The following is a 21201-nucleotide window of genomic DNA, read 5'->3' on the forward strand; positions in this document are numbered from 1 at the left end:
ACAATCGCGCGTCAGGAAGTAATCGAGAATCAGGCGCAGTGCGCCGCATGAGGGCAGCAATGGAATATCTGGATATTTTGATCGTGGGTGGTGGCATGGTGGGCAGTGCCCTGGCCTGCACCCTCAGTGGCAAGGGTCTGAAAATTGCGGTACTGGAGCAGACCGCGCCCCCCGCGTTTGACCCGTCACAAGCACCCGATCTGCGCGTCTCCGCCATCAGCCCGGCCTCCGCCAGCCTGCTGGACGGCATTGGTGCCTGGCAGCGCATCCTGGCCATGCGCGCCGCACCTTACCGCCGCATGCAGGTATGGGAAGACGAAGAGCGCAATGGCACCCTGTTTGATGCCGCCGAAGCCGGTGTGGACGCATTGGGCCACATTGTGGAAAACCGCATCGTGCAACTGGCGGCCACCGCCTGCCTGCAAGAGAAAGACGACATCCGCTACCTCTGCCCGGCACGCATTGCCAGCATTGTCTACTCGCCCAAGGCATCGCGCGTCACGCTGGAAGACGGCACCGTGCTGGTAGCCCGCCTGCTGGTGGCTGCCGACGGTGCGCGCTCCCAGGTGCGCGACGCCGCCGGCATCGGCATTACCAGTTGGGATTACCCCATGCATGCGCTGGTGGCCAGCTGCGAAATGGAATACGGCCAGCAAGACATCACCTGGCAACGCTTTACCGCCACCGGCCCGCAAGCCTTCCTGCCGCTCACCGGACCGCATGCCTCACTGGTGTGGTACAACACGCCCACCGAGGTAAAGCGCCTGCTGGCACTGAGCGACGAAGAACTGGTTTCCGCCTTTAGCGCCACCTTCCCGCAAAAACTGGGCGGCATCCGCCAACTGCTGGCGCGTGGCTCCTTTGCCCTCACCCGCCGCCATGCTGCCTGCTACGCAAAAGATGGCGTGGTGCTGGCCGGTGACGCCGCCCACACCATCCACCCGCTGGCCGGACAAGGGGTCAACCTCGGCTTTCAGGATGTGGCCGAGCTGGCCGACATCATCAGCCGCGCCGTCAGCGAAGGGCGCGACTTTGCCGATATCAGTGTGCTCAAGAGCTACGAACGCCGCCGCAAACCGGCCAATCTGGCCATGCAGACCGGCATGGACGCCTTCTGCTTCGGCTTTAGCAACAACATCCCGCCGCTCAAGGCTGCCCGCAAGCTGGGGCTGAAACTGGCTGACAAGGCCGGCCCGCTCAAGCGCGAAGTCATCCGCTACGCGCTGGGCTTGCCGCGCTAATCCTCACCAGGCAGACATCTGGCTACCAGCAAAACAAAAACCGGACGTTTGTCCGGTTTTTTCATGCCCACACAACCTGAAGCGGGCTATTTGAGAATTTCTACTTTTTTGACTTCAATCTTGCTGCCAGAAAATTCCTTATCTACCTTGCCTTGCAAACGGATTTTGCTTTGCGCGGTAAATGTTTCAGCCGGCAGATACTTGCTGTCAATTTCCACTTTTGCCGTACCACTGGCATCTTTGAACTCATAATGCTTGTGATCGATCTGGCGGATGATATTGCCCTCCAGCATGACCCGGCTGTCGTCAGCCGCCTGCAGGGCCTTGGCAACGGTGGTGAGCGCCGGGGTGCTGCCCTCGCCAACAAATTCGGCATGGGCGCTCAGCGGCAGAAGAGTAGCAATACCCAGCAGGGTGATGATCTTTTTCATGGTATGTCCTTGTCTGGATGGAAAGTGCCTCACCATTTAAGTCTGGCAAGCTTAAGCCATGCTTAAAGCAGTTATCACTCTTCCCATCCTTTAGATCAGCCATACCCAAGCGGAGCACCCCAAAAAAAACCGCCCTCGAAAGGGCGGTTTCTGTCTAGCCGGCAGTTGCAGGCTTAGGCGTTCAGTTCGCGAGCCAGGTACAGCCAGGTTTCCACCACGGTGTCCGGGTTGAGGGAGACGGTTTCGATCCCCTCTTCCACCAGCCACTTGGCAAAGTCCGGATGATCCGACGGGCCCTGACCGCAGATGCCGACATACTTGCCCGCCTTGCGGCAAGCCTGGATGGACATGTGCAGCATGGCTTTCACGGCTTCGTTACGCTCGTCGAAGGTAGCGGCAATCGGGCCACCGGAGTCGCGGTCCACGCCCAGGGTAAGCTGGGTCATGTCGTTGGAGCCGATGGAGAAGCCATCGAAGAACTGCAGGAACTTGTCGGCCAGCACAGCGTTGGTCGGCAGTTCGCACATCATGATCAGACGCAGGCCGTTTTCGCCACGCTTCAGACCATTGGCAGCCAGGATTTCCACAACCTTCTCGGCTTCAGCCAGGGTACGGACAAACGGGATCATCACTTCCACGTTGACCAGACCCATCTCGTCGCGCACTTTCTTGATGGCGCGGCATTCCAGGTCAAAACAGTCACGGAAGGATTCAGCCACGTAGCGCGCTGCACCACGGAAACCGATCATCGGGTTTTCTTCGTGCGGTTCGTACAGCGGACCGCCGATCAGGTTGGCGTACTCGTTCGACTTGAAGTCGGACATGCGCACGATGACCTTTTTCGGGGTGAAGGCTGCGGCCAGGGTGGCAACACCCTCGGCAATCTTGTCCACGTAGAAGTCAACCGGGCTGGCGTAACCGGAGATGCGATCGCTGATGGTCGCCTTCAGGTCGGCCGGCAGGGTGTCGAATTCCAGCAGGGCTTTGGGGTGAATACCGATCTGACGGTTGATCACGAATTCCATGCGGGCCAGACCCACACCTTCGTTCGGCAGTTGCGCGAAGTCGAAGGCCAGTTCCGGATTACCCACGTTCATCATGATCTTGACCGGAGCGGCCGGCATCTTGTCCAGCTCAAGGTCGATGATTTCCACGTCCAGCAGGCCATCGTAGATGTTGCCGGTATCGCCTTCGGCGCAGGAAACAGTCACCTGCATGCCTTCGGACAGTACGTCGGTGGCATCGCCACAGCCGACAACAGCCGGAATACCCAGTTCACGCGCGATAATGGCAGCGTGACAGGTACGGCCACCGCGGTTGGTGACAATGGCAGCGGCACGCTTCATCACCGGTTCCCAGTCCGGGTCGGTCATGTCGGTTACCAGCACGTCGCCCGGCTTCACGCGGTCCATTTCGGACGCATCCTTGATGGTGCGTACGGTGCCCTGGCCAATCTTCTGACCAATGGCGCGGCCTTCGCACAGCACGGCGGACTTACTGTTCAGACGGTAGCGGCGCAGGGTGTCCTTACGGTCTTCCTGCGATTTCACGGTTTCCGGACGGGCTTGCAGGATGTACAGCTTGCCATCCACACCGTCACGGCCCCACTCGATGTCCATCGGGCGGCCGTAGTGTTTTTCGATGATCAGCGCGTACTGGGCCAGTTCGGTCACTTCGGCGTCGGTGATGGAGAATTGCTTGCGCAGTTCTGCCGGCACATCCACGGTCTTGACCGAGCGGCCAGCCTGGGAAGCATCGGTGAATTCCATCTTGATCAGCTTGGAACCCATGTTCTTACGCAGCACAGCCGGACGACCTGCCTTCAGGGTCGGCTTGTGAACGTAGAATTCGTCAGGGTTGACGGCACCTTGCACCACGGTTTCGCCCAGACCATAGGAAGCGGTGATGAACACCACGTCTTCAAAGCCGGATTCGGTGTCGATGGTGAACATCACACCGGCAGCGCCCGTGTCGGAACGCACCATGCGCTGTACACCGGCGGACAGGGCCACAACATCGTGGGCAAAGCCTTTGTGTACGCGGTAGGAAATGGCGCGGTCGTTGTACAGGGAAGCAAAAACATGCTTCATCGCATCCTTGACGTTTTCAAGGCCACGAATGTTCAGGAAGGTTTCTTGCTGGCCTGCGAACGAGGCATCGGGAAGGTCTTCTGCGGTAGCGGAAGAACGGACTGCTACGGAAATATCTGCACCACCGGAATCGGCCACCATCTTGTCCCAGGCAGTCTTGATATCTTCATCAAGCTTGGCGGGGAAAGGGGTGTCGATGATCCACTGGCGGATTTCCTTGCCGACACGAGCAAGCTCGGTCACGTCGTCGATGTCCAGTTTGGACAGCGCGGCGCTGATCTTGTCAGCCAGGCCATTGTGCTGGAGGAAATCACGGTAGGCATCCGCGGTAGTCGCAAAACCACCGGGGACTCGGACGCCCGAGCCTGCCAATTGACTGATCATTTCGCCCAGGGAGGCATTCTTGCCGCCTACCTGTTCAACGTCAGTCATGCGCAGTTTCTCGAACCAGATGACGTAGTTCTCTGCCATCACTTCACTTCCTGTATTGGATTGGACGGATAGAAAACCCGCATTCTAGCCGAATACCACGGCATTTGCGTAGCCCATTTTGCGGCGCACAACACAAGGGTTTGCCCCATATCAATGCAAACTGCGGTCAGGAATGGTCGATACAGGGGCGTTTCTTTGCAGATTTATGACGCCGATGTAGTGTGGCAACTACAACAAAAGCCATAACAGGGGCGGATCATGGCCAATTCGTGGCAAATCCCCCGCCTACCGCAGCCTGCTGCCGTTGCACGGGCCGCCGGGGGTATAATCTGTCCCAACATTTTTCTTACCGTTTTCGAAACAGGTGCATCCATGCCACACCGCCGCTCCGCCTTTTTCATTTCCGACCGCACCGGCATCACCGCCGAATCGCTGGGCAATACCCTGCTGACCCAGTTTGACACCCTGGATTTCAAGCGCGAAGCCATCCCCTTCATCGATACGGTGGAAAAAGCCCAGGTGGTGGCCCACCACATCCGTGCCGTGGCCGAGGCGGACGATCTCAAACCCTTGGTGTTCACCAGCATCGTCAACCCGGAAGTGCGCGAAGTGCTGCACATCGACAATGCGCTGGTGATGGATTTCTTTGACACCTTCATTGGCGAACTGGAGGCAGAACTGGGCCAGAAGGCTTCGCTGACGCTGGGCAAGGCGCATGGTGTGGGCAGCGAGGAAAAATACGACCATCGTATCGAGGCGGTAAACTTTTCTCTCAATCACGATGACGGTGTGAAGCTGAAAGACCTGGCCGAGGCCGATGTGATTCTGGTGGGGGTATCGCGCTCCGGCAAAACCCCGACCTGCCTGTACCTGGCGCTGCAATACGGCATCAAGGCCGCCAACTATCCGCTCACCCCGGAAGACCTGGACAGCCCCACCCTGCCCAAGATGCTGCTGCCCTATCGCAACAAGATGTTCGGCCTCACCATCGACCCGGCCCGCCTGCACCACATCCGTCAGGAGCGCCGGCCGGACTCCAAATACGCCAGCCTGGACAACTGCCACTTCGAGGTGAACGAGGCGGAATCGATGTTCCGCTTCCACGGTGTGCCCTTCATCAGCACCACCCACAAGTCGATCGAGGAGATCGCCACCACCATCATGCACAAGGCCACGCTGACCCGTCGCTTCTAAGACCCGCTAACAAAACCCCCGATTCTGCGTTGCGCCGACTTGCCGTACTCACTTTACTGTCTGCGTCGGCGCGCCTTGACTCGGGTGCTCTACGAGGTTTTGTGAGCGGCTCCAAGACAAGAGCGGCTCACAAAACCCCTGGTGCTGCGTTGCGCCTGCTTGCCGTACCCGGTGTACTGTCTGCGTCAACACGCCTTGCCCCAGGGACGCTACGCTGTGTTGTGAGCCGCTCCAGTCATTTGCACCAAACCCCTGCTGCTTCGGCCCCAGAGACACTACGCCGTTTTGTGAGCAGCCCTGCAAGCCGCAGATCAAAAACCGGCAGCGGCCTTGTGGCCACACACCACGTATTGCGCTTGATGCTTGACGCCTGCCGCTGCGCCGTGGTGTGATAGAAAACATGAACTCCCGCATCGCATTCGCATCCTTCAACTGGTGGTGGCGCCTCTTCTGAGGTAGCACCGGCGACTGCGCACGCATACAACCCGGAGGCTGCCGACCAGGCGGATCCGGGTTTTGTTTTGTCTACGTTCCGCCTTGTCGATGGTTTCCGTTACTTGATCAGCAACAGGAACACGACATGAAACCGAGCGACATCACTTCCCAGGACATCATTCTCACCGGCGACCGCACCACCGGCTCGCTGCACCTTGGCCATTACGTTGGTTCCTTGCGCAACCGCGTGCTGCTGCAGGACCGCTGCCAGCAATTCCTGCTGCTGGCCGACGCCCAGGCGCTGACCGACAATATGGGCAATTACCTGAAAGTGCGTGACAACGTACTGCAAGTGGCGCTGGATTATCTGGCTGTCGGCATCGACCCGGCCAAGAGCACTATCTTCATCCAGAGCCTGGTGCCGGAGCTGACCGAGCTGGCGTCTTACTATCTCAACCTGGTGACGGTATCGCGGCTGGAACGCAACCCCACCATCAAGGATGAAATAAAACAACGCGGCTACGAGCGCGACATCCCCGCCGGCTTCCTCACCTACCCTGCCGCCCAGGCCGCCGACATCACCGCCTTCAAGGCCACCAGCGTGCCGGTGGGTGAAGACCAGATTCCGATGATTGAGCAGACCAATGAAATCGTGCGTCGCTTCAATGCCAGTGTGGAAAACCCGGTACTGGTGGAAGCCAAGGCGATGGTGCCGGAAGTAGGCGCCCGCCTGCCCGGCATCGACGGCAAGGCCAAGATGTCCAAATCGCTGGGCAACACCCTCACCCTGTCCGCCAGCGCCGATGAAATCCGCCAGGCAGTGAAGATGATGTACACCGACCCCAACCATCTGCGCGTGTCCGACCCGGGCCAGGTGGAAGGCAATGTGGTGTTCAGCTATCTGGATGCCTTCCATCCCAATATCGAACTGGTAAAACGCCTGAAGGACCACTACCGCCTGGGCGGGCTGGGCGACAGCGTGATCAAGCAGCACCTGGAAGAATGCCTGCAGGAGCTGCTGGCCCCCATCCGCCAGCGCCGCGAGGAATACGCCCGCGACCCGGCTGCCGTGCTGGCCATGCTGAAGGAAGGCACGGCGCGCGCCCGTCAGGTGGCGGCTGTCACCCTCAGTGAAGTAAAGGCAGCCATGGGGCTGAATTACTACTGATCCGCCGCCATCCACCATGGCAACACGGCCACCCCGCTGCGGGTGGCCGCCAACAGGAGCAACACCCGTGGAATTCGTCTATCAATGTCAGAATCTGGATGAAGTGCGCACGCAAATCGACCGCATCGACCGCGCGCTGGTATCGCTGCTGGCCGAACGCGGCCTGTATGTGAAACAGGCAGCCCGCTTCAAGCACAGCAGCGAGGAAGTGGAAGGTGGCAAACGGGTGGATCAGGTGATGCGCCGGGTGGAAAAGCTGGCGGGCGAACTGGGAGCAGACCCCAGGCTGACTGCCGAGGTGTACCGCACCATGATCAGTCATTTCATTGCCAGTGAACTGCAGGAATTCGCCAGCATGGGCAAACCACTGCCCACGGCTTAGACTGTCAGCCTGTACTTATCCTTCAGGAAACGACCATGACGCTGCTGCGCCCCCTGCTGCTGGCTGCCAGCCTGTCCAGCCTGCTTCCCCTGGCCCATGCCGAAGAAATCGGCAAGATATCCACCACCTTCCGCCTGCTCAGCCCCAACGACAAGGTGGTGGTGGAGGCCTTCGACGACCCCTCGGTGGCCGGCGTGGCCTGTTATGTATCGCGTGCCCAGACCGGCGGCTACAGCGGTGCAGTGGGCCTGGCCAAGGACCCGTCGCGCTTTTCCGTGGCCTGCCGCCAGATCGGCACCATCAGCTTTGCCAAAGCGCTGCCAAAACAGGAAGAAGTGTTCAAGGAGAGTGCGTCCTTCATCTTCAAGCATGTGCGGGTGGTGCGCATGGTCGATGCCAAACGCAATACTCTGGTGTATCTGACCTACTCCGACAAGCTGGTGGACGGCAGCCCGGACAATGCCGTCACCGCCGTACCGGTGAGCGGCCAGAACATTCCGCAGAAGTAAGCGGCGGTGCCGATGAACCACGCACAGGACCGCCCCACCCTCACCTTGCAATTGGCCGGCCGGCTGTGGGACTTTCTGTCGGCCGGGCGCGGGCATCAAGCCTGCGACGTGCTGGTGGTGTGCGGTTCTTATGACCTGCGGGTGATGGATCATGCTGCCGCCTTGCTACAGCAGGGCATTGCCCCGCACATGCTGATCAGCGGCAATACCGGCAACTGGACACGCGACTTGTGGAACAGGCCGGAGGCCGAGGTGTTTGCCGAGCGAGCGCAGGCGCTGGGCGTCAAGCGACAGCAAATACTGCTGGAGCCACAGGCACGCAGCTTTGCCGAGAATCTGGCCTTGGCACGCGCCATGTGCCCGGATGCGCGGCGCGTCACCTTTGTCACCAAGCCCAACTCCGTCCGCCGCGTCACCCAGACCCAGCCGATACACTGGCCGGATATCGACTGCGCGGTCGATGCGCCGGACTTCGCCTTCCCCTGGGGCGTGTCCAATATGGTGGGGGTGTTCGGCCTGATCGAGGAAATGGTAGGCGATGTACACCGCCTGCTGCGCTATCCGCGGCTGGGTTTTCAGCAGGCGCTGCCCATTCCGGACGAGGTGCTGGATGCCTGGCAGCAACTGATAGCGCTGGGTTACAACCGCCACCTGTTACGTGGCAGCGCACTGGATGACCTGCCGACAGCAAGCGGAGCCAGCACGGCAAACCGCTCTCGGGCCGGCTAGGCTGTTGGTGCCGGCAGCACCACCTTCAGCCCGTCGTAGCCGACTTCCACCCCCGGTGGACACAGTGCCGACAAGGCATGGTATTCCAGCCGGTGAATCATGTGGATCAACACCGTGCGGCGGGCGCCGATACGCGCTGCCCACTCCAGCGACTGATGGAAACCCAGGTGCGAGGGGTAGCCGTCCATGTTCAGGCAATCCAGAAACAAGACATCCAGCCCTTGCAGCAGCGCCAGGCTCTCATCCGGGATATGGGACAGGTCGGTCAGCCAGGCGGCATTGCCAATGCGCCAGCCCAGGCAGGGCCAGCTACCGTGTTGCAAGGGAATGGGCGTGATGGTCAGGCCATCATGCTCGAATGGACCATCCACCACTTCCGGCAGCAGCACCGGCTTGTCCCACACTTTTGACGGGGCTTGCAGTGCATAGCCAAAGCGGCTGGTGATGTTGTCCATGGTAAAGGCATTGCCGTACAGCACCACCGCGCCTTGCTTGACGTAGCAGAAGGCGCGCAAATCATCGATACCGTTCAGATGGTCGGCATGCGGATGGGTATACAGCACGGCATCCACCTGACGGATGCCCTCGCGCAGCGCCTGCTGGCGCAAGTCCGGCCCGGTGTCGATCAGCAGGCCGCGTTCGCCGCAGCGGATATAGCCCGAGCAGCGCGTGCGGTGATTGCGCGGGTCGGTGGAGCTGCAGGTGGCACACTGGCAGCCAATGGCCGGCGTGCCGGAGCTGGAACCGCAACCCAGGATGGTGATTTCCATCTCGCCAACACGCGGGGCCGTCATCGGATCAGGCCGCCTGCCCGGCTTGCGGGCGCTGGATCTTGCTGAACAGGCGATAGAAGTTGTCGCTGGTGGCGGCGGCAACTTCTTCGAAACGGATGCCACGCAGTTCGGCGATATGCTCGGCCACATGCCGCACATAAGCCGGTTCGTTCAGCTTGCCACGGTAAGGCACCGGGGCCAGATAGGGCGAGTCGGTTTCCACCAGCATGCGCTCCAGCGGCATTTTCTGTGCCACTTCCTTGATCTGCGCGGCGTTCTTGAAGGTCACAATGCCGGAGAAGGAGATATAAAAGCCGATTTCCAGCGCGGCCTGTGCCACTTCCCAGTTTTCGGTGAAGCAGTGCATCACCCCGCCACATTGCTCGGCCCCTTCTTCACGCAGGATGCGGATGGTGTCGGCGGCGGATTCGCGGGTATGGATGATCAGCGGCAGGCCGGCGCGTTTGGCGGCGCGGATATGGGTGCGGAAACGCTGGTGCTGCCATTCCAGATCGCCCTTGCACCAGTGGTAGTCCAGGCCGGTTTCGCCAATGCCCACCACGCGCGGGTGTGCTGCATGGGCCAGCAGTTCTTCCTCGCTGAATTCCTCGGCCTCGGGGTCGTCCGGATGAATCCCCACGGTGGCATACAGATTGGCGTGGTTTTCCGCCAGCGCCAGCACTTCGGGATATTTGGGCCGCGACACACCGATCACCAGCGCCAGCTCGACACCGTTGTGCTGCATATTGCCCAGCACCTCGGGCAGACGGCTGGAGAGATCGGGAAAATTGATATGGCAGTGCGAATCGACAAGCATGGTGTGTGTTCTGGCTGGCAGTGCCTCCGACAACGGCCGGAGGACAGGGTTTACATGGTATGGGTGGGACGGCTGGAGTTGAGCACACCGCCCAGCAGGGTTTCGATTTTGGCCTTGGCCTGGTTGCCGGCATCGCCGTGGGCAAATTCCACCCCAATACCCTGCACGCGGCTATTGTTGGCTCCGGCCGGCGTAATCCACACCACCTTGGCCTGCACCGCGATTTTCTGCGGTTCATCCATCAGCGTCAGCAGCAGGAAAACCTCTTCGCCCAGCTTCATGTCCTTGTTGGTGGGAATGAAGATGCCACCATTTTTCAGGAAGGGCATGTAGGCGGCAAACAGCGCACTGCGTTCCTTGATGTGCAGCGACAGTACGCCGGGGCGCGTCAGGTCGGGGCGGGAATTATTTTCCATTTGCGCGTATTCCGCTGTGATTGGTTATTTTGCCGGCCACTGCCACAGCCTGGGGCGGCATCAGGCGTCAGCCCTGGCGAGCACCGGCAAATATTTTCAGATAATCCATCAGCAGGGCTTCCAGTTGCAAACGCGTATTGAGCGTGTGCTGTCCGAAGGGAGCAAGCTGCTGCAAGGCATCCTGACAGCGCATCAGGGCCACGGTATCGCAACGCTGCACCAGCGCCTGCAACACCTGCTGCTTGTCTGGATGATAGCGGACAATCCCCGCCAGACTCAAACCAGCCAGATCATGCAGCCATTTCATCAGCCAGCCCAGCGGGATGGCCAGGGGCAGTTTTTGCTTGTCCACCAGCTCGGCCAGGCTGAGGATGCTGGCAAAGGTGGGTTGCCCCAGCCCGTCAATAAACTGGCTGCGCAGCTTGGCCAGCGCCGGGTCGTGGTCAAACAGCGGCGCGCCACCATTGTGGGCCAGCTCTGCTTCCGCATCGGCCACACCCTGCTGGTGCAACCAGTCCAGCGCCTGCGCCTGGCTGGGTGCGGACAAGGGAAACTGGCGGCAGCGGCTGCGAATGGTGGGCAGCAGGCGCTGGGCAGCCTGCGCCACCAGCAGGAACAGCACATCCTGCGGCGGCTCCTCCAGAATCTTCAGCAAGGCATTGGCTGCCGCCGGGTTCAGGTTTTCCGCCGGTTCCACCACGATGATGCGCCGTCCGGCGCGGTGGGCGGTGAGGTGGGCAAATTCGATCACCTCGCGCACGGCTTCAATCTTGATCAGGGGCAGCTTGCGGCCAGGCTTGGCTTCCTTGCCTTCTTCTTCGTCATCGGTTTGCGGTGACAGGCGGCGGAAGTCCGGATGGGTGCCATGCTCGAACCAGCGGCAGGCTTCGCAGTGGCCGCAGGGCTGATGGTCGGCTTGCAGTTGTTCGCACAGCAGCGACTGGGCCAGGTGCAGGGCAAACTCCAGCTTGCCGGTACCCGCCGGGCCGATGAACAGCCAGGCATTGGGCAGGCGGGCCCGTTCTGCGTTCAGGCGCTGCCAGTCATGCTCTTGCCAGGGAAACAGCATCAGCGTTGCTCCAGCAAGGCGGCCAGATGGCCGGCAATGTCCTGTTGCAGCTGCGCGATGCTGCGCGTGGCATCAAGCACCCGGAAGCGGGCATCTTGTGCCGCGCGCTGCAAATAGGCGCTACGCACGCGCTGGTGGAAATCGGCTTTTTCCTGCTCGAAGCGGTCCAACTGGCGGCTGCCGGCCATGCGCTGGCTGGCCACATCCAGCGGCACATCGAACAGCAGGGTGAGGTCAGGTTGCAGGCCTTGCTGCACCCAGTCTTCCAGCACGGCAATGCGCTCGGTCGGCACGCCACGGCCACCGCCCTGAAAGGCAAAGGTGGAATCGCTAAAGCGGTCTGACACCACCCAGCGTCCGGCTTGCAGTGCGGGGCGGATCACACTGGACACCAGTTGCTGGCGCGAGGCGAACATCAGCAGGGTTTCGGCATCCAGCGATACCTCGGTATCCACCGCCAGCAGCAAGGCGCGGATTTGCTCGCCCAGCGGGGTTCCACCGGGCTCGCGGGTAAATTCGGCCGCAATGCCATGTGTACTCAGCCAGTCGCGGATAAAGCCCAGATGGGTGCTTTTGCCGGCACCGTCTATGCCTTCCAGCGTGATGAAGCAGCCAGTCTGCCTAGTCATTGGTGCCTTTCTTCAGAATGTATTTGCGTACCGCCTGATTATGCTCGTCCAGCGTGGCCGAGAAATAGGAACTGCCATCGCCCTTGGCCACAAAATACAAGGCCGAGGAGTTGGCCGGATTGGCCGCGGCTTCCAGCGCGGCCTTGCCGGGCATGGCAATGGGCGTGGGCGTCAGGCCGTTGCGGGTATAGGTATTGTAGGGCGTGTCGCGGCGCAAGTCGGCCTTGCTGATATTGCCATGATAGGCGCTGCCCATGCCGTAGATGACCGAAGGGTCGGTTTGCAGGCGCATGCCCTTGCGCAACCGGTTGACGAAGACGGCAGCCACCAGCGGGCGATCGGCATCCAGCGAGGTTTCCTTTTCCACCAGGCTGGCCATGATCAGCAATTCGTAGGGCGTGTGATAGGGCAGATCAGCCTTGCGTGCCGACCAGGCGGCATCGAGCTTTTGCTGCATGGTGTTGTAGGCGCGGCGATACAGTTCCAGATCACTGCTGCCGGGGGTAAACAGATAGGTGCTGGGGAAAAACAGGCCCTCGGCCTGCACGCCGTCCAGCCCCAGTTGCTGCAATAGCTGGGCATCGCTCAAATCGCGCGCTTCGTGCTTGATATCGGGGTTGCGGTCGATGGCCTGGCGGAACTGGCGGAAATTCCAGCCTTCAATCAAGGTCAGACTGGCCTCGTCGGGATGGCCATCAGCCAGGCGCTGCAGGATGTCCCACATCGATACCGACTCACTGAACTGGTACAGACCGGGCTTGATCTTGCGATCCATGCCCTGTGCCCGCCCCAGCAGCATCATGATGTTGCGGTTACGAATCACCCCTTCTTCCGCCAGGCTGCGCGCCACCTGGCCCAGCGTGCGATTGGGGCCGATGGTCAGTTTGTAAGGGGATTGCGGCAGGTCGACCGGAATGACCACCACCCAGCTCAGCCAGGCGACAGCGGTGAGCACGGCCAGCAACAGGATGCGTGGCCACAAGGCAGGGGATTTTCGTCTGGGTTTGGCAGGCACGGCAGATATCGACGACAGGGTGATTGGGCAAGGGACTGATGATACCAGCAAGGGCCGTCGCTGGCATGCCACATGGGACGGGTCGCGGTGCGCAGTGCTGCCGTCCGCCAAGCGCAAGCCGGCTAGGCATTACTTCGTCATGAAGGCTATAGTGCGCATTGTGCCTGGTGGCCGACGCCGGGAACCTCAGGCAACCGGCCTTCTCCCATATTGCACATCCATACCGGAGCCCCGCGATGAAACCGTTTTTTCCGCCTTGCCTGCGCCATGATCGCCATGGGCGTGCTCAACCATGTCGCCATGGCCGAGGACAAGCAGCCACACTTGTTCAATCTGCCGCCGGAAGCCTTTCAGCCCAATCCCCAGCTACCCGGCCAGATGATCTACCTCAAACCCGGGCTGGACCTCAAGCAGTACCACGCGGTCATGCTGGAGCCGCTTTCCTTTCTGGAACGCCAAAGCGACGGCAACTGGCAACTCTTGGTCGCCGCCGAGAAAAACAAGATCGACAGCTACTACCGCATGCGCATGGAAACCGCGCTGCGCCAGGAGAGAATCAAGGTTGTCACCGAGCCGGGGCCGGGTGTGGCCCGCCTGCGCCTGGCGATAACCGGCTTCCAGCAGGACAAGCCCGGCCTGTCTGTCAGCGACATCCTGCCGATCAAGGCGGCCTTCAATCTGGCGCGGTTTGCCACCGGCACCGATCCCTATCTGCTGAAAGTGTCTACCATGGGCCAACTGGAAGACGCACAGGATCACACCTTGCTGGCTGGCGGCGTCAACCTGATTGAAAACCCCGATAGCAAGAGCAAGGACCAAGCCATCACCGCCGCACTGCTCAAGAAGATGATCAACGACTGGACGGCCAAGAACGCGCACCAGTTGGCGCGTGCGCTGTCTCCCGCCGATTGAGCGAATCAAGAACAGATACTGACAAGCGCTGTAACAATCCGTAATGGATAATTTTTGTCATGTGTTTTATGGTAGTTTGCTTGTGGCCGGCGGTTAGCTTAAGACCGGCCGGACCGCCGGGAATGTCTCCCGCCCAACGTAAAAGGAACCTGCAATGCGCAAATTCGTGATGATGGCACTGTTGACCCTGGCCACTGCCAATGTCGCTCTGGCTGCAGACGCCAGCTGTGATGCCAAGGCCGCCGAAAAGAAACTGGCTGGCGCCGCCAAGGCCAGCTTCCTGAAGAAATGTGAAAAGGACAGCAAGGCTGCCGCACCGCAAGCCATGTGCGAAGGCAAGGCGGCCGACAAGAAACTGGCCGGTGCCGCCAAGAACAGCTTTGTGAAGAAGTGCGTGAAAGACGCCGCTTCCGCAGCCAAGTAAGCATGCCGGCGGGCCGTCACGGCCCGCCCCACTCCCCACTCCCCACTCCCCACTCCCCACTCATGACTCCCCCAGCTTGCCACCATAGCTGCCATCCGGCAAAATTCATCGGATGATTGGATGAATCGGATGAAATATGACTGCTTTGCATCAGGAAAGGCGCTCGCTGGTTGACCTTGCGCTGGAAGACATCGGCCAGCGGCTGGCCGCCGGCACATGGCCGGTAGGCAGCCGCATCCCCACCGAACCGGAGCTTGCCACCCTGCTGGGCATCAGCCGCAACACCGTGCGCGAGGCTATCCGGGTACTGCTGTATGCCGGCCTGCTGGAAGTACGCCAGGGGGATGGCACCTATGTAAAAACCATGACCAGCCCAGCCGATGCCCTGCGCGCCATCAGCCGGGCCAGCCTACGTGAGCAACTGGAGGTGCGTGCCGTACTGGAAGAAAGTACCGCCCGGCTGGCCGCCTTGCGGGCCGATCCGCAGGGACTGGCACGCATAGAAGACGCACTGACCTTGCGTGGCGAACAAAGCCAGTATGCACAGGCAGAAGACTTCATTGCCCGCGACCTGGATTTCCATCTGGCCATTGCCGATGCCTGCGGTAATGCGGCCCTGGCGGAGCTGTACCGCTATTTTTCCCGCATCGTGCAGGACAGCATCCAGCGCTCCATAAACGATGAAGCGCTGCCCGATCCCGACCTGGCCTCACACCAGGCCATCGTGATGGCCATCCGCAATGGAGATGCCGATGCAGCCGGTACTGCCGCAGCCGCAGTGACCCGCCCGCTGATGCAAACACTGGACAGTCTGCTGCCCGCATCCCCTCTCACATCGCACCCGCAGCCGCCAGGCAGGAACACCGCATGAACACGCCCCAGAACCCACAACAGTTGGCCGAGCAACTGGCGGCAGAATTGCTGATTGATGCCGAAATCGATGATGAAGGCGTGCAACAGCTTCCTCCCCCGACAGGACCGCGCTGGCTGCTGGCGCTGGGCATGGTGCTGATCGGCATCAATCTGCGCCCCGCCCTGTCCAGCCTGGCTCCGGTACTGGGCCAGGTAAAAACCGAACTCGGTATCTCCGCCACCACGGCGGGCCTGCTTACCACCTTGCCGGTACTGGGCCTGGGCCTGTTCGGTGCGCTGGCACCACAGTTGGCGCGGCGCTATGGCAGTGAGCGCAGCATCGCCGGCGTGTTATTGCTGCTGGCCTGCGGCATTGCCTTGCGCAGCCAGTTGGGCCTGCACGGCCTGGTGATCGGCTCACTGCTGTCCGGCGCGGCCATCGGCATCATTGGCGTGCTGCTGCCGGGCATCGTCAAGCGTGATTTCCCCACCCAGGCCGGCCTGATGACCGGGGTGTATACCATGGCCTTGTGCTTGGGAGCGGCGCTGGCTGCCGGTGCCACCGTGCCGCTGGATCAGCTATTCGGTCAGCGCTGGCAGCCGGCGCTGGCGTTCTGGGCCATTCCGGCGCTGCTGGCACTGGCCGTGTGGTGGCCGCAGCTACATACACACCAGCAACAACACGCGGGACATTGGCGGGTACGTGGCTTGTGGCGTGATCCACTGGCATGGCAGGTAACCATCTATATGGGCTTGCAATCCTCGCTGTCCTACATCGTGTTCGGCTGGATGCCGTCCATCCTGATCGAGCGGGGACTGACACCCTTGCAGGCCGGGCTGATGATGTCGCTGTCCATCATGACGCAGGTGATTGCTTCACTGGGCGTACCGCTGCTGGCGCAACGCTGTACTGATCAGCGCTTGCCGATTGCCTGCGTGATGGGCATGACCCTGGGCGGCCTGCTGGGAATGCTGTACGCGCCCACCACGCAGTTGTGGCTGTGGGCGGTGCTGCTAGGCATCGGTCAGGGCGGTGCATTCAGCATGGCGCTGGGCCTGCTGGTGCTGCGCGCACCGGATGCCCATGTCGCCGCCCATCTGTCCGGCATGGCGCAAGGCGTGGGCTATACCGTGGCGGCATGCGGCCCGCTGGCCGCCGGCATCATTCATGATATTGCCGGGCGCTGGGCACCAGTGGGCTGGCTGTTTGGTGCCATTGTCGCCATCGCCTTGTGCGCGGGATGGCTGGCAGGTCGCAAACTGCTGGTGCGTGCCAGGGCCGAACGGCTGGACTGATGGCGGTCCGGCTGGTAAGTCAGGCGTGCGGGTGTGCCACCACGCCATAGCGTTGCCACAGTTCGGCCAGCGTGTGTCGGCCAAGTGGCAGGGGGTGACCTGGCAGTTGCAGCGTATCCGGCAGCCGGGCCAGGTCGCCATCCCAGCCGGGCAGCCCTGCCGCGGCAATATCGGCCAGATCACGGTCGTCCACCACCGCCAGCTCACCGGCAATCTCGATGAACAACTGCCCCTGCTCCGTCATGAAGGCTGCCCGCGCCTGCACATCGTCGTCGCAGGGCAGGGTTTGCCAGCGCCCCTCGGCAAAACGCGCCACCAACGGTGCGGCGTCCAGGCTGACAAACACCTTCTGTGGGCCGTTCTGCACATAATAACGGCCCTGGGCATCGCGACTGTAATTGCGGTTGAAGAAGGCCACCATGCCTTCATGACTCAGGCGTTCTTCGCGTATCCACCACTGGCCGCGGGCATCCAGCCGCAGCCAGCCGAATACCGCCGGTACATTGGGCCATCTGGCCATTGCCGCCAACACCTGGGAATCCATTTCCTGCACTCCTTGCCGACGGGTCTCCCCGCCTCCTTATCCATTACTGTTTTGTCCTGCCGGGCGTCAGGCCGCCCGCAGCACCGTCAACGGCGATGTGCGCGTCACCCGCCCCACCAGCGGCCAGCCCGCCAGCGTCACCACCAGCATGCCGCAGCCCATGCCCAGTGGCAGCAGCCAGCCATTCATCAGCCACGGCAGATTGAACAGCTTGCTGGCGGCAATACCGCCCACGCCCATGGCACCCAGCGCTGCCAGCAGACCGGTAAAGGCCCCCAGCCAGGCCAGTTCGGCCAGCACCACCGCCCTTACCTGCGCATCCGAGGCACCCAGCGCACGCATCAGGGCGATATCGAACAGGCGCTCGTCGCGCGTGGCAGCCAAGGCCGCCCACAACACCAGCACTCCGGCCACCAGCGCCAGCACGAACATGGCTTCTATGCCACGGGTGAGCTTGTCCACCATGGCATGCACCTCGTCCAGAATAGCGCTGACGTCGATGATGGTGATATTGGGGAAGGCCGCAACCAGTTGGTTGGCAAACGCCTCCTGCGCCGGTTCCAGCCGGAAACTGCTGATCCAGCTGGCTGGCTGTTGCTGCAACAGCGACGGCGGTGCCAGTACGAAGAAGTTCACCCGGAAGCTATCCCAGGCCACCGCACGCAGGCTGCTTACCTTGGCGCGGTATGTAGTGCCGCCGATATCAAACGCCAGCGTATCGCCCAGGCTGATACCCAGGGTTTTGGCCAGTCCCTGCTCGACGGAAAACTGCGGCCTTGCCTTGGCCTGCCACCACTGCCCCGCCACCAGGCGATTTCCCTCGGGCAGGCTGTCGCGCCAGGACAGATTGAATTCGCGCTCGGCCAATCGCCGGGCCTGTTCGTCCTGCAGCGCGGAAGGTCGCACCGGCCGCTCGTTGATGGCCACCAGCCGGCCACGGATCATCGGTGCCAATTGCGGTACCGGCAAACCGGCATCGGCAAAGCGTTGCTGCAAGGCTTGGCGCTGGTTTTGCTGGATGTTGATGACAAACTTGTTGGGCGCATCGGCAGGAATGCTCTGCTGCCAGGCCGAGATCAGGTCATCGCGCACCACGGTCAGGGTGAGCAGCGCCATGATGCCCACCGCCAGCGCCACAATCTGCACAATGGCCAGCCATGGCCGGCGCGCCAGATTGGCCACGCCATAACGCCAGCCAATCTGCCGGCCAGCCGGCAAGCGCCGCAACAGCCACAACATGCCCCAGGCCAGCAGCGCCACACTGGCAAAGAAGGCGGCCATGCCACCCAGCAACCAGGCGGCCAGCACCAGATCATCCATCTGCCACGCCGCCAGCAGCAGCAACACCAGCACGGCCAGCGCGGGGGCGGCCAGATTGCTGCGCAGCAGCGGCACATCATTACGCAACACCGCCAGCGGCGACACATTGCGTACCGCCAGCAACGGCGGCAATGCCAGGCCGCTGAGCAAGAGCAGCGCGGCGGCCGGCCCCAGCAACCAGCTTTGCCAGCCCGGATCGGGCAATACCTCACCGACAAAACGGCTGCTCAACTGCATCAGCCCCAGTTGCACCGCATACCCGGCCACCGCGCCCAGCACGCCGGTGAGCAGGCCCAGCAGCAAAAACAGGCTGACAAACAGGCCAAGCACTTCGGATGAGGTCAATCCCATGCAGCGCAGAACCGCCACCGGCTGCCAGTGACGTGCCAGGTAGCGCCGCACCGCCAGCGTCACCGCGGCTGCAGACAGTGCCACGGTCAGCATGGCAGTCAGACCGAGAAAGCGGCGGGCACGCTCCAGTGCCGTGCGGATTTCCGGGCGGGCCTCCTCCACGTTTTCCAGTCGGCTGCCTGGCGGCAGGCGCTGAGCCAGCCATTGGCGAAAATCGCTGATCTGACGGTCATCCCCGGCCAGCATCAGACGCCAGCGGGCGCGGCTGCCTTCCTGGATCAGCCCGGTGGCCGGCAAGTCGGCGCTGTTGAACATCAAGCGCGGCACAAAATTGTACAAATCCATCGCACCGTCCGGCTCGCGCAGGATTTCACCACTCAGGCGCAATGCCGCACTGCCGACATTGATGCTGTCACCCAGTTTCAATCCCAGCTTGCGCAGCAGCCTAGAATCAGCCCAGACCGTGCCAGCGGAGGGATGCAGACTACCGGTCTGCACCTGCCCGCCGGCATCACGCACCGTTATTTCACCCCGTAGCGGATAGTTGTTGCTGACGGCCTTGTAAGTGGCCAGAGTGGCTTGCCCCTGGGCAAACACCATGGAGGGAAAGCTGATGTTGTCAGCCAGCCGCAGGCCGCGCCGCTGCGCCTCCTGGCGGATGAGGGCCGGTGCCGGCTGGTTGGCGTTAAGGACCAGGTCGGCTGCCAGCAACTGGGTGGCCTGGGTGGTGAGAGCCCGCGCCACCCGGTCTGAGAAGAAGCTGACGCTGGTCAGCGCCGTTACCGCCACCAGCAGTGCCAGTGCCAGGATGCTCAGCTCACCGGATACGATCTCGCGCCAGACAAAGCGGGCAGCAAGCAACAGTCGGCTCCACCAGCTCATGCGCGCGCCCCGTTCAGACGGCCATCCACCAGCCGGTAAATGGCATCGCAGCGACTGGCCAATTCATTGTCGTGAGTCACCAGCACCAGCGAAGTATGTTGTTCACTATTAAGCTGGAACAGCAGGTCGATGATCTGGCGACCTGTTGCGGCATCCAGATTGCCGGTGGGCTCGTCGGCAAACAGGATGCCCGGATGAATGGCAAAAGCGCGCGCCAGCGCTACCCTTTGCTGCTCGCCACCGGACAGATGCCTGGGGTAGTGGCGCAGCCGGTGAGCCAGCCCCACATGGCCCAGCATCTGGCTGGCGGTATCGCGGGCATCCTTGCGTCCCGCCAGTTCCAGCGGCAGCATGACGTTTTCCAGTGCCGTCAATTGCGGCATCAACTGGAAATTCTGGAACACGAACCCCACCTTGTCCCTGCGCAGCAAGGCGCGGCCATCTTCATTCAGGCCGGCCAGCGACTGGCCGAACAGCGCCACCTCGCCGCGGGTGGGCTGGTCCAGGCCGGCCAGCAAGGACAGCAGCGTCGACTTGCCAGAACCGGAAGCACCGACAATGGCCACGCTCTCGCCCGGCTGCACGTTCAGGCTGGCCGTATGCAGGATGTCCAGCGGCGCCCCGTTAAAAACCACCTGTTTGGCCAAATCCCGCGCCGACAGCACTGCCTTGTTATCGATTGGAGTCATATGTCTTCTGCAATGGTAAAGCTGGTTTGCATCCTGTTTGCCGGCTGGCTGGCCTTGCCGGCCAGCGCCGCCACCATTCTGGTGATGGGCGACAGCCTGTCTGCCGGCTACGGCCTGGCACCCGGTCAGGGCTGGGTCAGCCTGCTACAACAGGATCTGGAGCCAAAGCACCGGATTATCAATGCCAGCATCTCCGGCGAAACCAGCGATGGCGGTCTGGCACGGCTGCCGGATGCGCTGCGCCGACACAAGCCCGACATCGTGGTATTGGAACTGGGTGCCAATGACGGCCTGCGCGGCCTGCCGCTGGCAGGCATGGAGCGCAATCTGCAGCAGATGATCACGCTGTCACGCCAGGCCTCGGCGCGGGTGGTGCTGGTGGGCATGGCCTTGCCCAGCAACTATGGCCCGCAATACACCGCCGAGTTCCGCGCCGTGTATGACCGCCTCGCCAAACGCAACCAGCTATCCTACGTGCCGCTGCTGCTGGTGGGCTTTGCCACCGACATCAGCAAGTTCCAGCCGGACGGGCTGCACCCGGTGGCCAGCGTACAAGCTACCATGATGCGCACGGTGAAGGCCAAGCTGCCTTTGAAATAAA

The 21201-nt window shown here is 61.7% G+C and carries 22 protein-coding genes; 11 read left to right on the forward strand and 11 right to left on the reverse strand.

Going from position 1 to position 21201, the window contains the following annotated elements:
• The first annotated feature begins 59 nt into the window (after positions 1-59).
• Entirely contained in the window at positions 60-1241 is a 1182-nt protein-coding gene (locus DLM_RS15870; RefSeq protein ID WP_089085533.1) for an FAD-dependent monooxygenase, read from the forward strand.
• A gap of 86 nt (positions 1242-1327) precedes the next feature.
• Here DLM_RS15870 and DLM_RS15875 read toward each other — a convergent pair whose 3' ends face one another.
• The gene (locus DLM_RS15875; RefSeq protein WP_167467141.1) at positions 1328-1672 is read right to left on the reverse strand and encodes a YgiW/YdeI family stress tolerance OB fold protein; all 345 of its coding nucleotides are present in this window, start codon (positions 1670-1672) and stop codon (positions 1328-1330) included.
• 173 nt (positions 1673-1845) lie between these two features.
• Positions 1846-4233 (reverse strand): phosphoenolpyruvate synthase, encoded by a 2388-nt coding sequence (ppsA, locus tag DLM_RS15880; RefSeq protein WP_089085531.1) that lies wholly within the window; start codon positions 4231-4233, stop codon positions 1846-1848.
• A gap of 333 nt (positions 4234-4566) precedes the next feature.
• Between ppsA and DLM_RS15885 the strand changes: the two genes are divergently transcribed.
• The 5 genes from DLM_RS15885 to DLM_RS15905 all read left to right on the forward strand — a co-directional run bounded on the left by DLM_RS15885 (position 4567) and on the right by DLM_RS15905 (position 8611).
• The gene (locus DLM_RS15885) at positions 4567-5388 is read left to right on the forward strand and encodes a pyruvate, water dikinase regulatory protein (protein WP_089085530.1); all 822 of its coding nucleotides are present in this window, start codon (positions 4567-4569) and stop codon (positions 5386-5388) included.
• Between the two features lie 580 nt (positions 5389-5968).
• A complete protein-coding gene (gene trpS / locus DLM_RS15890) occupies positions 5969-6991 on the forward strand; it encodes a tryptophan--tRNA ligase (protein ID WP_089085529.1) in 1023 nt (340 codons plus the stop codon).
• A gap of 67 nt (positions 6992-7058) precedes the next feature.
• Positions 7059-7373, forward strand: a complete 315-nt coding sequence (locus DLM_RS15895) for a chorismate mutase (protein WP_089085528.1) — start codon at positions 7059-7061, stop codon at positions 7371-7373.
• Positions 7374-7408: 35 nt separating this feature from the next.
• Complete coding sequence (locus tag DLM_RS15900) at positions 7409-7882, forward strand: CreA family protein (protein ID WP_089085527.1); 474 nt, start codon at positions 7409-7411, stop codon at positions 7880-7882.
• A gap of 12 nt (positions 7883-7894) precedes the next feature.
• Positions 7895-8611 (forward strand): YdcF family protein, encoded by a 717-nt coding sequence (locus tag DLM_RS15905; protein WP_089085526.1) that lies wholly within the window; start codon positions 7895-7897, stop codon positions 8609-8611.
• Here DLM_RS15905 and DLM_RS15910 read toward each other — a convergent pair.
• The 6 genes from DLM_RS15910 to mltG form a co-directional block, all read right to left on the reverse strand.
• Positions 8608-9405 (reverse strand): MBL fold metallo-hydrolase, encoded by a 798-nt coding sequence (locus DLM_RS15910; protein ID WP_197715428.1) that lies wholly within the window; start codon positions 9403-9405, stop codon positions 8608-8610. The genes DLM_RS15905 and DLM_RS15910 overlap by 4 nt on opposite strands.
• 4 nt (positions 9406-9409) lie before the next feature.
• Complete coding sequence (locus tag DLM_RS15915) at positions 9410-10201, reverse strand: TatD family hydrolase (protein ID WP_089085525.1); 792 nt, start codon at positions 10199-10201, stop codon at positions 9410-9412.
• 50 nt (positions 10202-10251) lie between these two features.
• Entirely contained in the window at positions 10252-10617 is a 366-nt protein-coding gene (locus tag DLM_RS15920; RefSeq protein ID WP_089085524.1) for a PilZ domain-containing protein, read from the reverse strand.
• Between the two features lie 67 nt (positions 10618-10684).
• A complete protein-coding gene (locus tag DLM_RS15925) occupies positions 10685-11686 on the reverse strand; it encodes a DNA polymerase III subunit delta' (RefSeq protein ID WP_089085523.1) in 1002 nt (333 codons plus the stop codon).
• Positions 11686-12315 carry a dTMP kinase gene (gene tmk, locus DLM_RS15930; protein WP_089085522.1) on the reverse strand — a complete coding sequence of 210 codons (630 nt, stop codon included), beginning with the start codon at positions 12313-12315 and terminating at the stop codon, positions 11686-11688. Before tmk ends, DLM_RS15925 begins: the two co-directional genes overlap by 1 nt.
• Positions 12308-13297: an endolytic transglycosylase MltG gene (gene mltG, locus DLM_RS15935; protein WP_197715429.1), complete on the reverse strand. Its 990-nt coding sequence runs from the start codon at positions 13295-13297 to the stop codon at positions 12308-12310. The genes tmk and mltG overlap by 8 nt, the downstream gene beginning before the upstream one ends.
• Before the next feature lie 300 nt (positions 13298-13597).
• On the opposite strand from mltG, the gene DLM_RS15940 reads away from it, so the two are divergent.
• The 4 genes from DLM_RS15940 to DLM_RS15955 all read left to right on the forward strand — a co-directional run bounded on the left by DLM_RS15940 (position 13598) and on the right by DLM_RS15955 (position 16814).
• Positions 13598-14242, forward strand: coding sequence for a DUF3313 domain-containing protein (locus DLM_RS15940; RefSeq protein WP_119313262.1), 645 nt, complete (start codon positions 13598-13600; stop codon positions 14240-14242).
• 154 nt (positions 14243-14396) lie between these two features.
• A complete protein-coding gene (locus DLM_RS15945) occupies positions 14397-14666 on the forward strand; it encodes a hypothetical protein (protein WP_045847241.1) in 270 nt (89 codons plus the stop codon).
• Between the two features lie 136 nt (positions 14667-14802).
• A complete protein-coding gene (locus DLM_RS15950; protein ID WP_089085520.1) occupies positions 14803-15537 on the forward strand; it encodes a FadR/GntR family transcriptional regulator in 735 nt (244 codons plus the stop codon).
• Complete coding sequence (locus DLM_RS15955; RefSeq protein ID WP_089085519.1) at positions 15534-16814, forward strand: CynX/NimT family MFS transporter; 1281 nt, start codon at positions 15534-15536, stop codon at positions 16812-16814. Before DLM_RS15950 ends, DLM_RS15955 begins: the two co-directional genes overlap by 4 nt.
• Before the next feature lie 19 nt (positions 16815-16833).
• Here the strand turns inward: DLM_RS15955 and DLM_RS15960 are convergent, their stop codons facing one another.
• The 3 genes from DLM_RS15960 to DLM_RS15970 form a co-directional block, all read right to left on the reverse strand.
• Entirely contained in the window at positions 16834-17358 is a 525-nt protein-coding gene (locus DLM_RS15960) for a DUF2946 family protein (RefSeq protein ID WP_089085518.1), read from the reverse strand.
• A 66-nt stretch (positions 17359-17424) separates the two neighbouring features.
• Positions 17425-19911, reverse strand: a complete 2487-nt coding sequence (locus tag DLM_RS15965; RefSeq protein ID WP_089085517.1) for an ABC transporter permease — start codon at positions 19909-19911, stop codon at positions 17425-17427.
• Positions 19908-20600, reverse strand: a complete 693-nt coding sequence (locus DLM_RS15970) for an ABC transporter ATP-binding protein (RefSeq protein ID WP_089085516.1) — start codon at positions 20598-20600, stop codon at positions 19908-19910. The genes DLM_RS15965 and DLM_RS15970 overlap by 4 nt, the downstream gene beginning before the upstream one ends.
• Here DLM_RS15970 and DLM_RS15975 point away from each other — a divergent pair, their 5' ends adjacent.
• Positions 20601-21200 (forward strand): arylesterase, encoded by a 600-nt coding sequence (locus DLM_RS15975; RefSeq protein ID WP_089085515.1) that lies wholly within the window; start codon positions 20601-20603, stop codon positions 21198-21200.
• Position 21201: the final 1 nt, after the last annotated feature.

Source organism: Aquitalea magnusonii (genome assembly GCF_002217795.2).
GTDB lineage: Bacteria > Pseudomonadota > Gammaproteobacteria > Burkholderiales > Chromobacteriaceae > Aquitalea > Aquitalea magnusonii_B.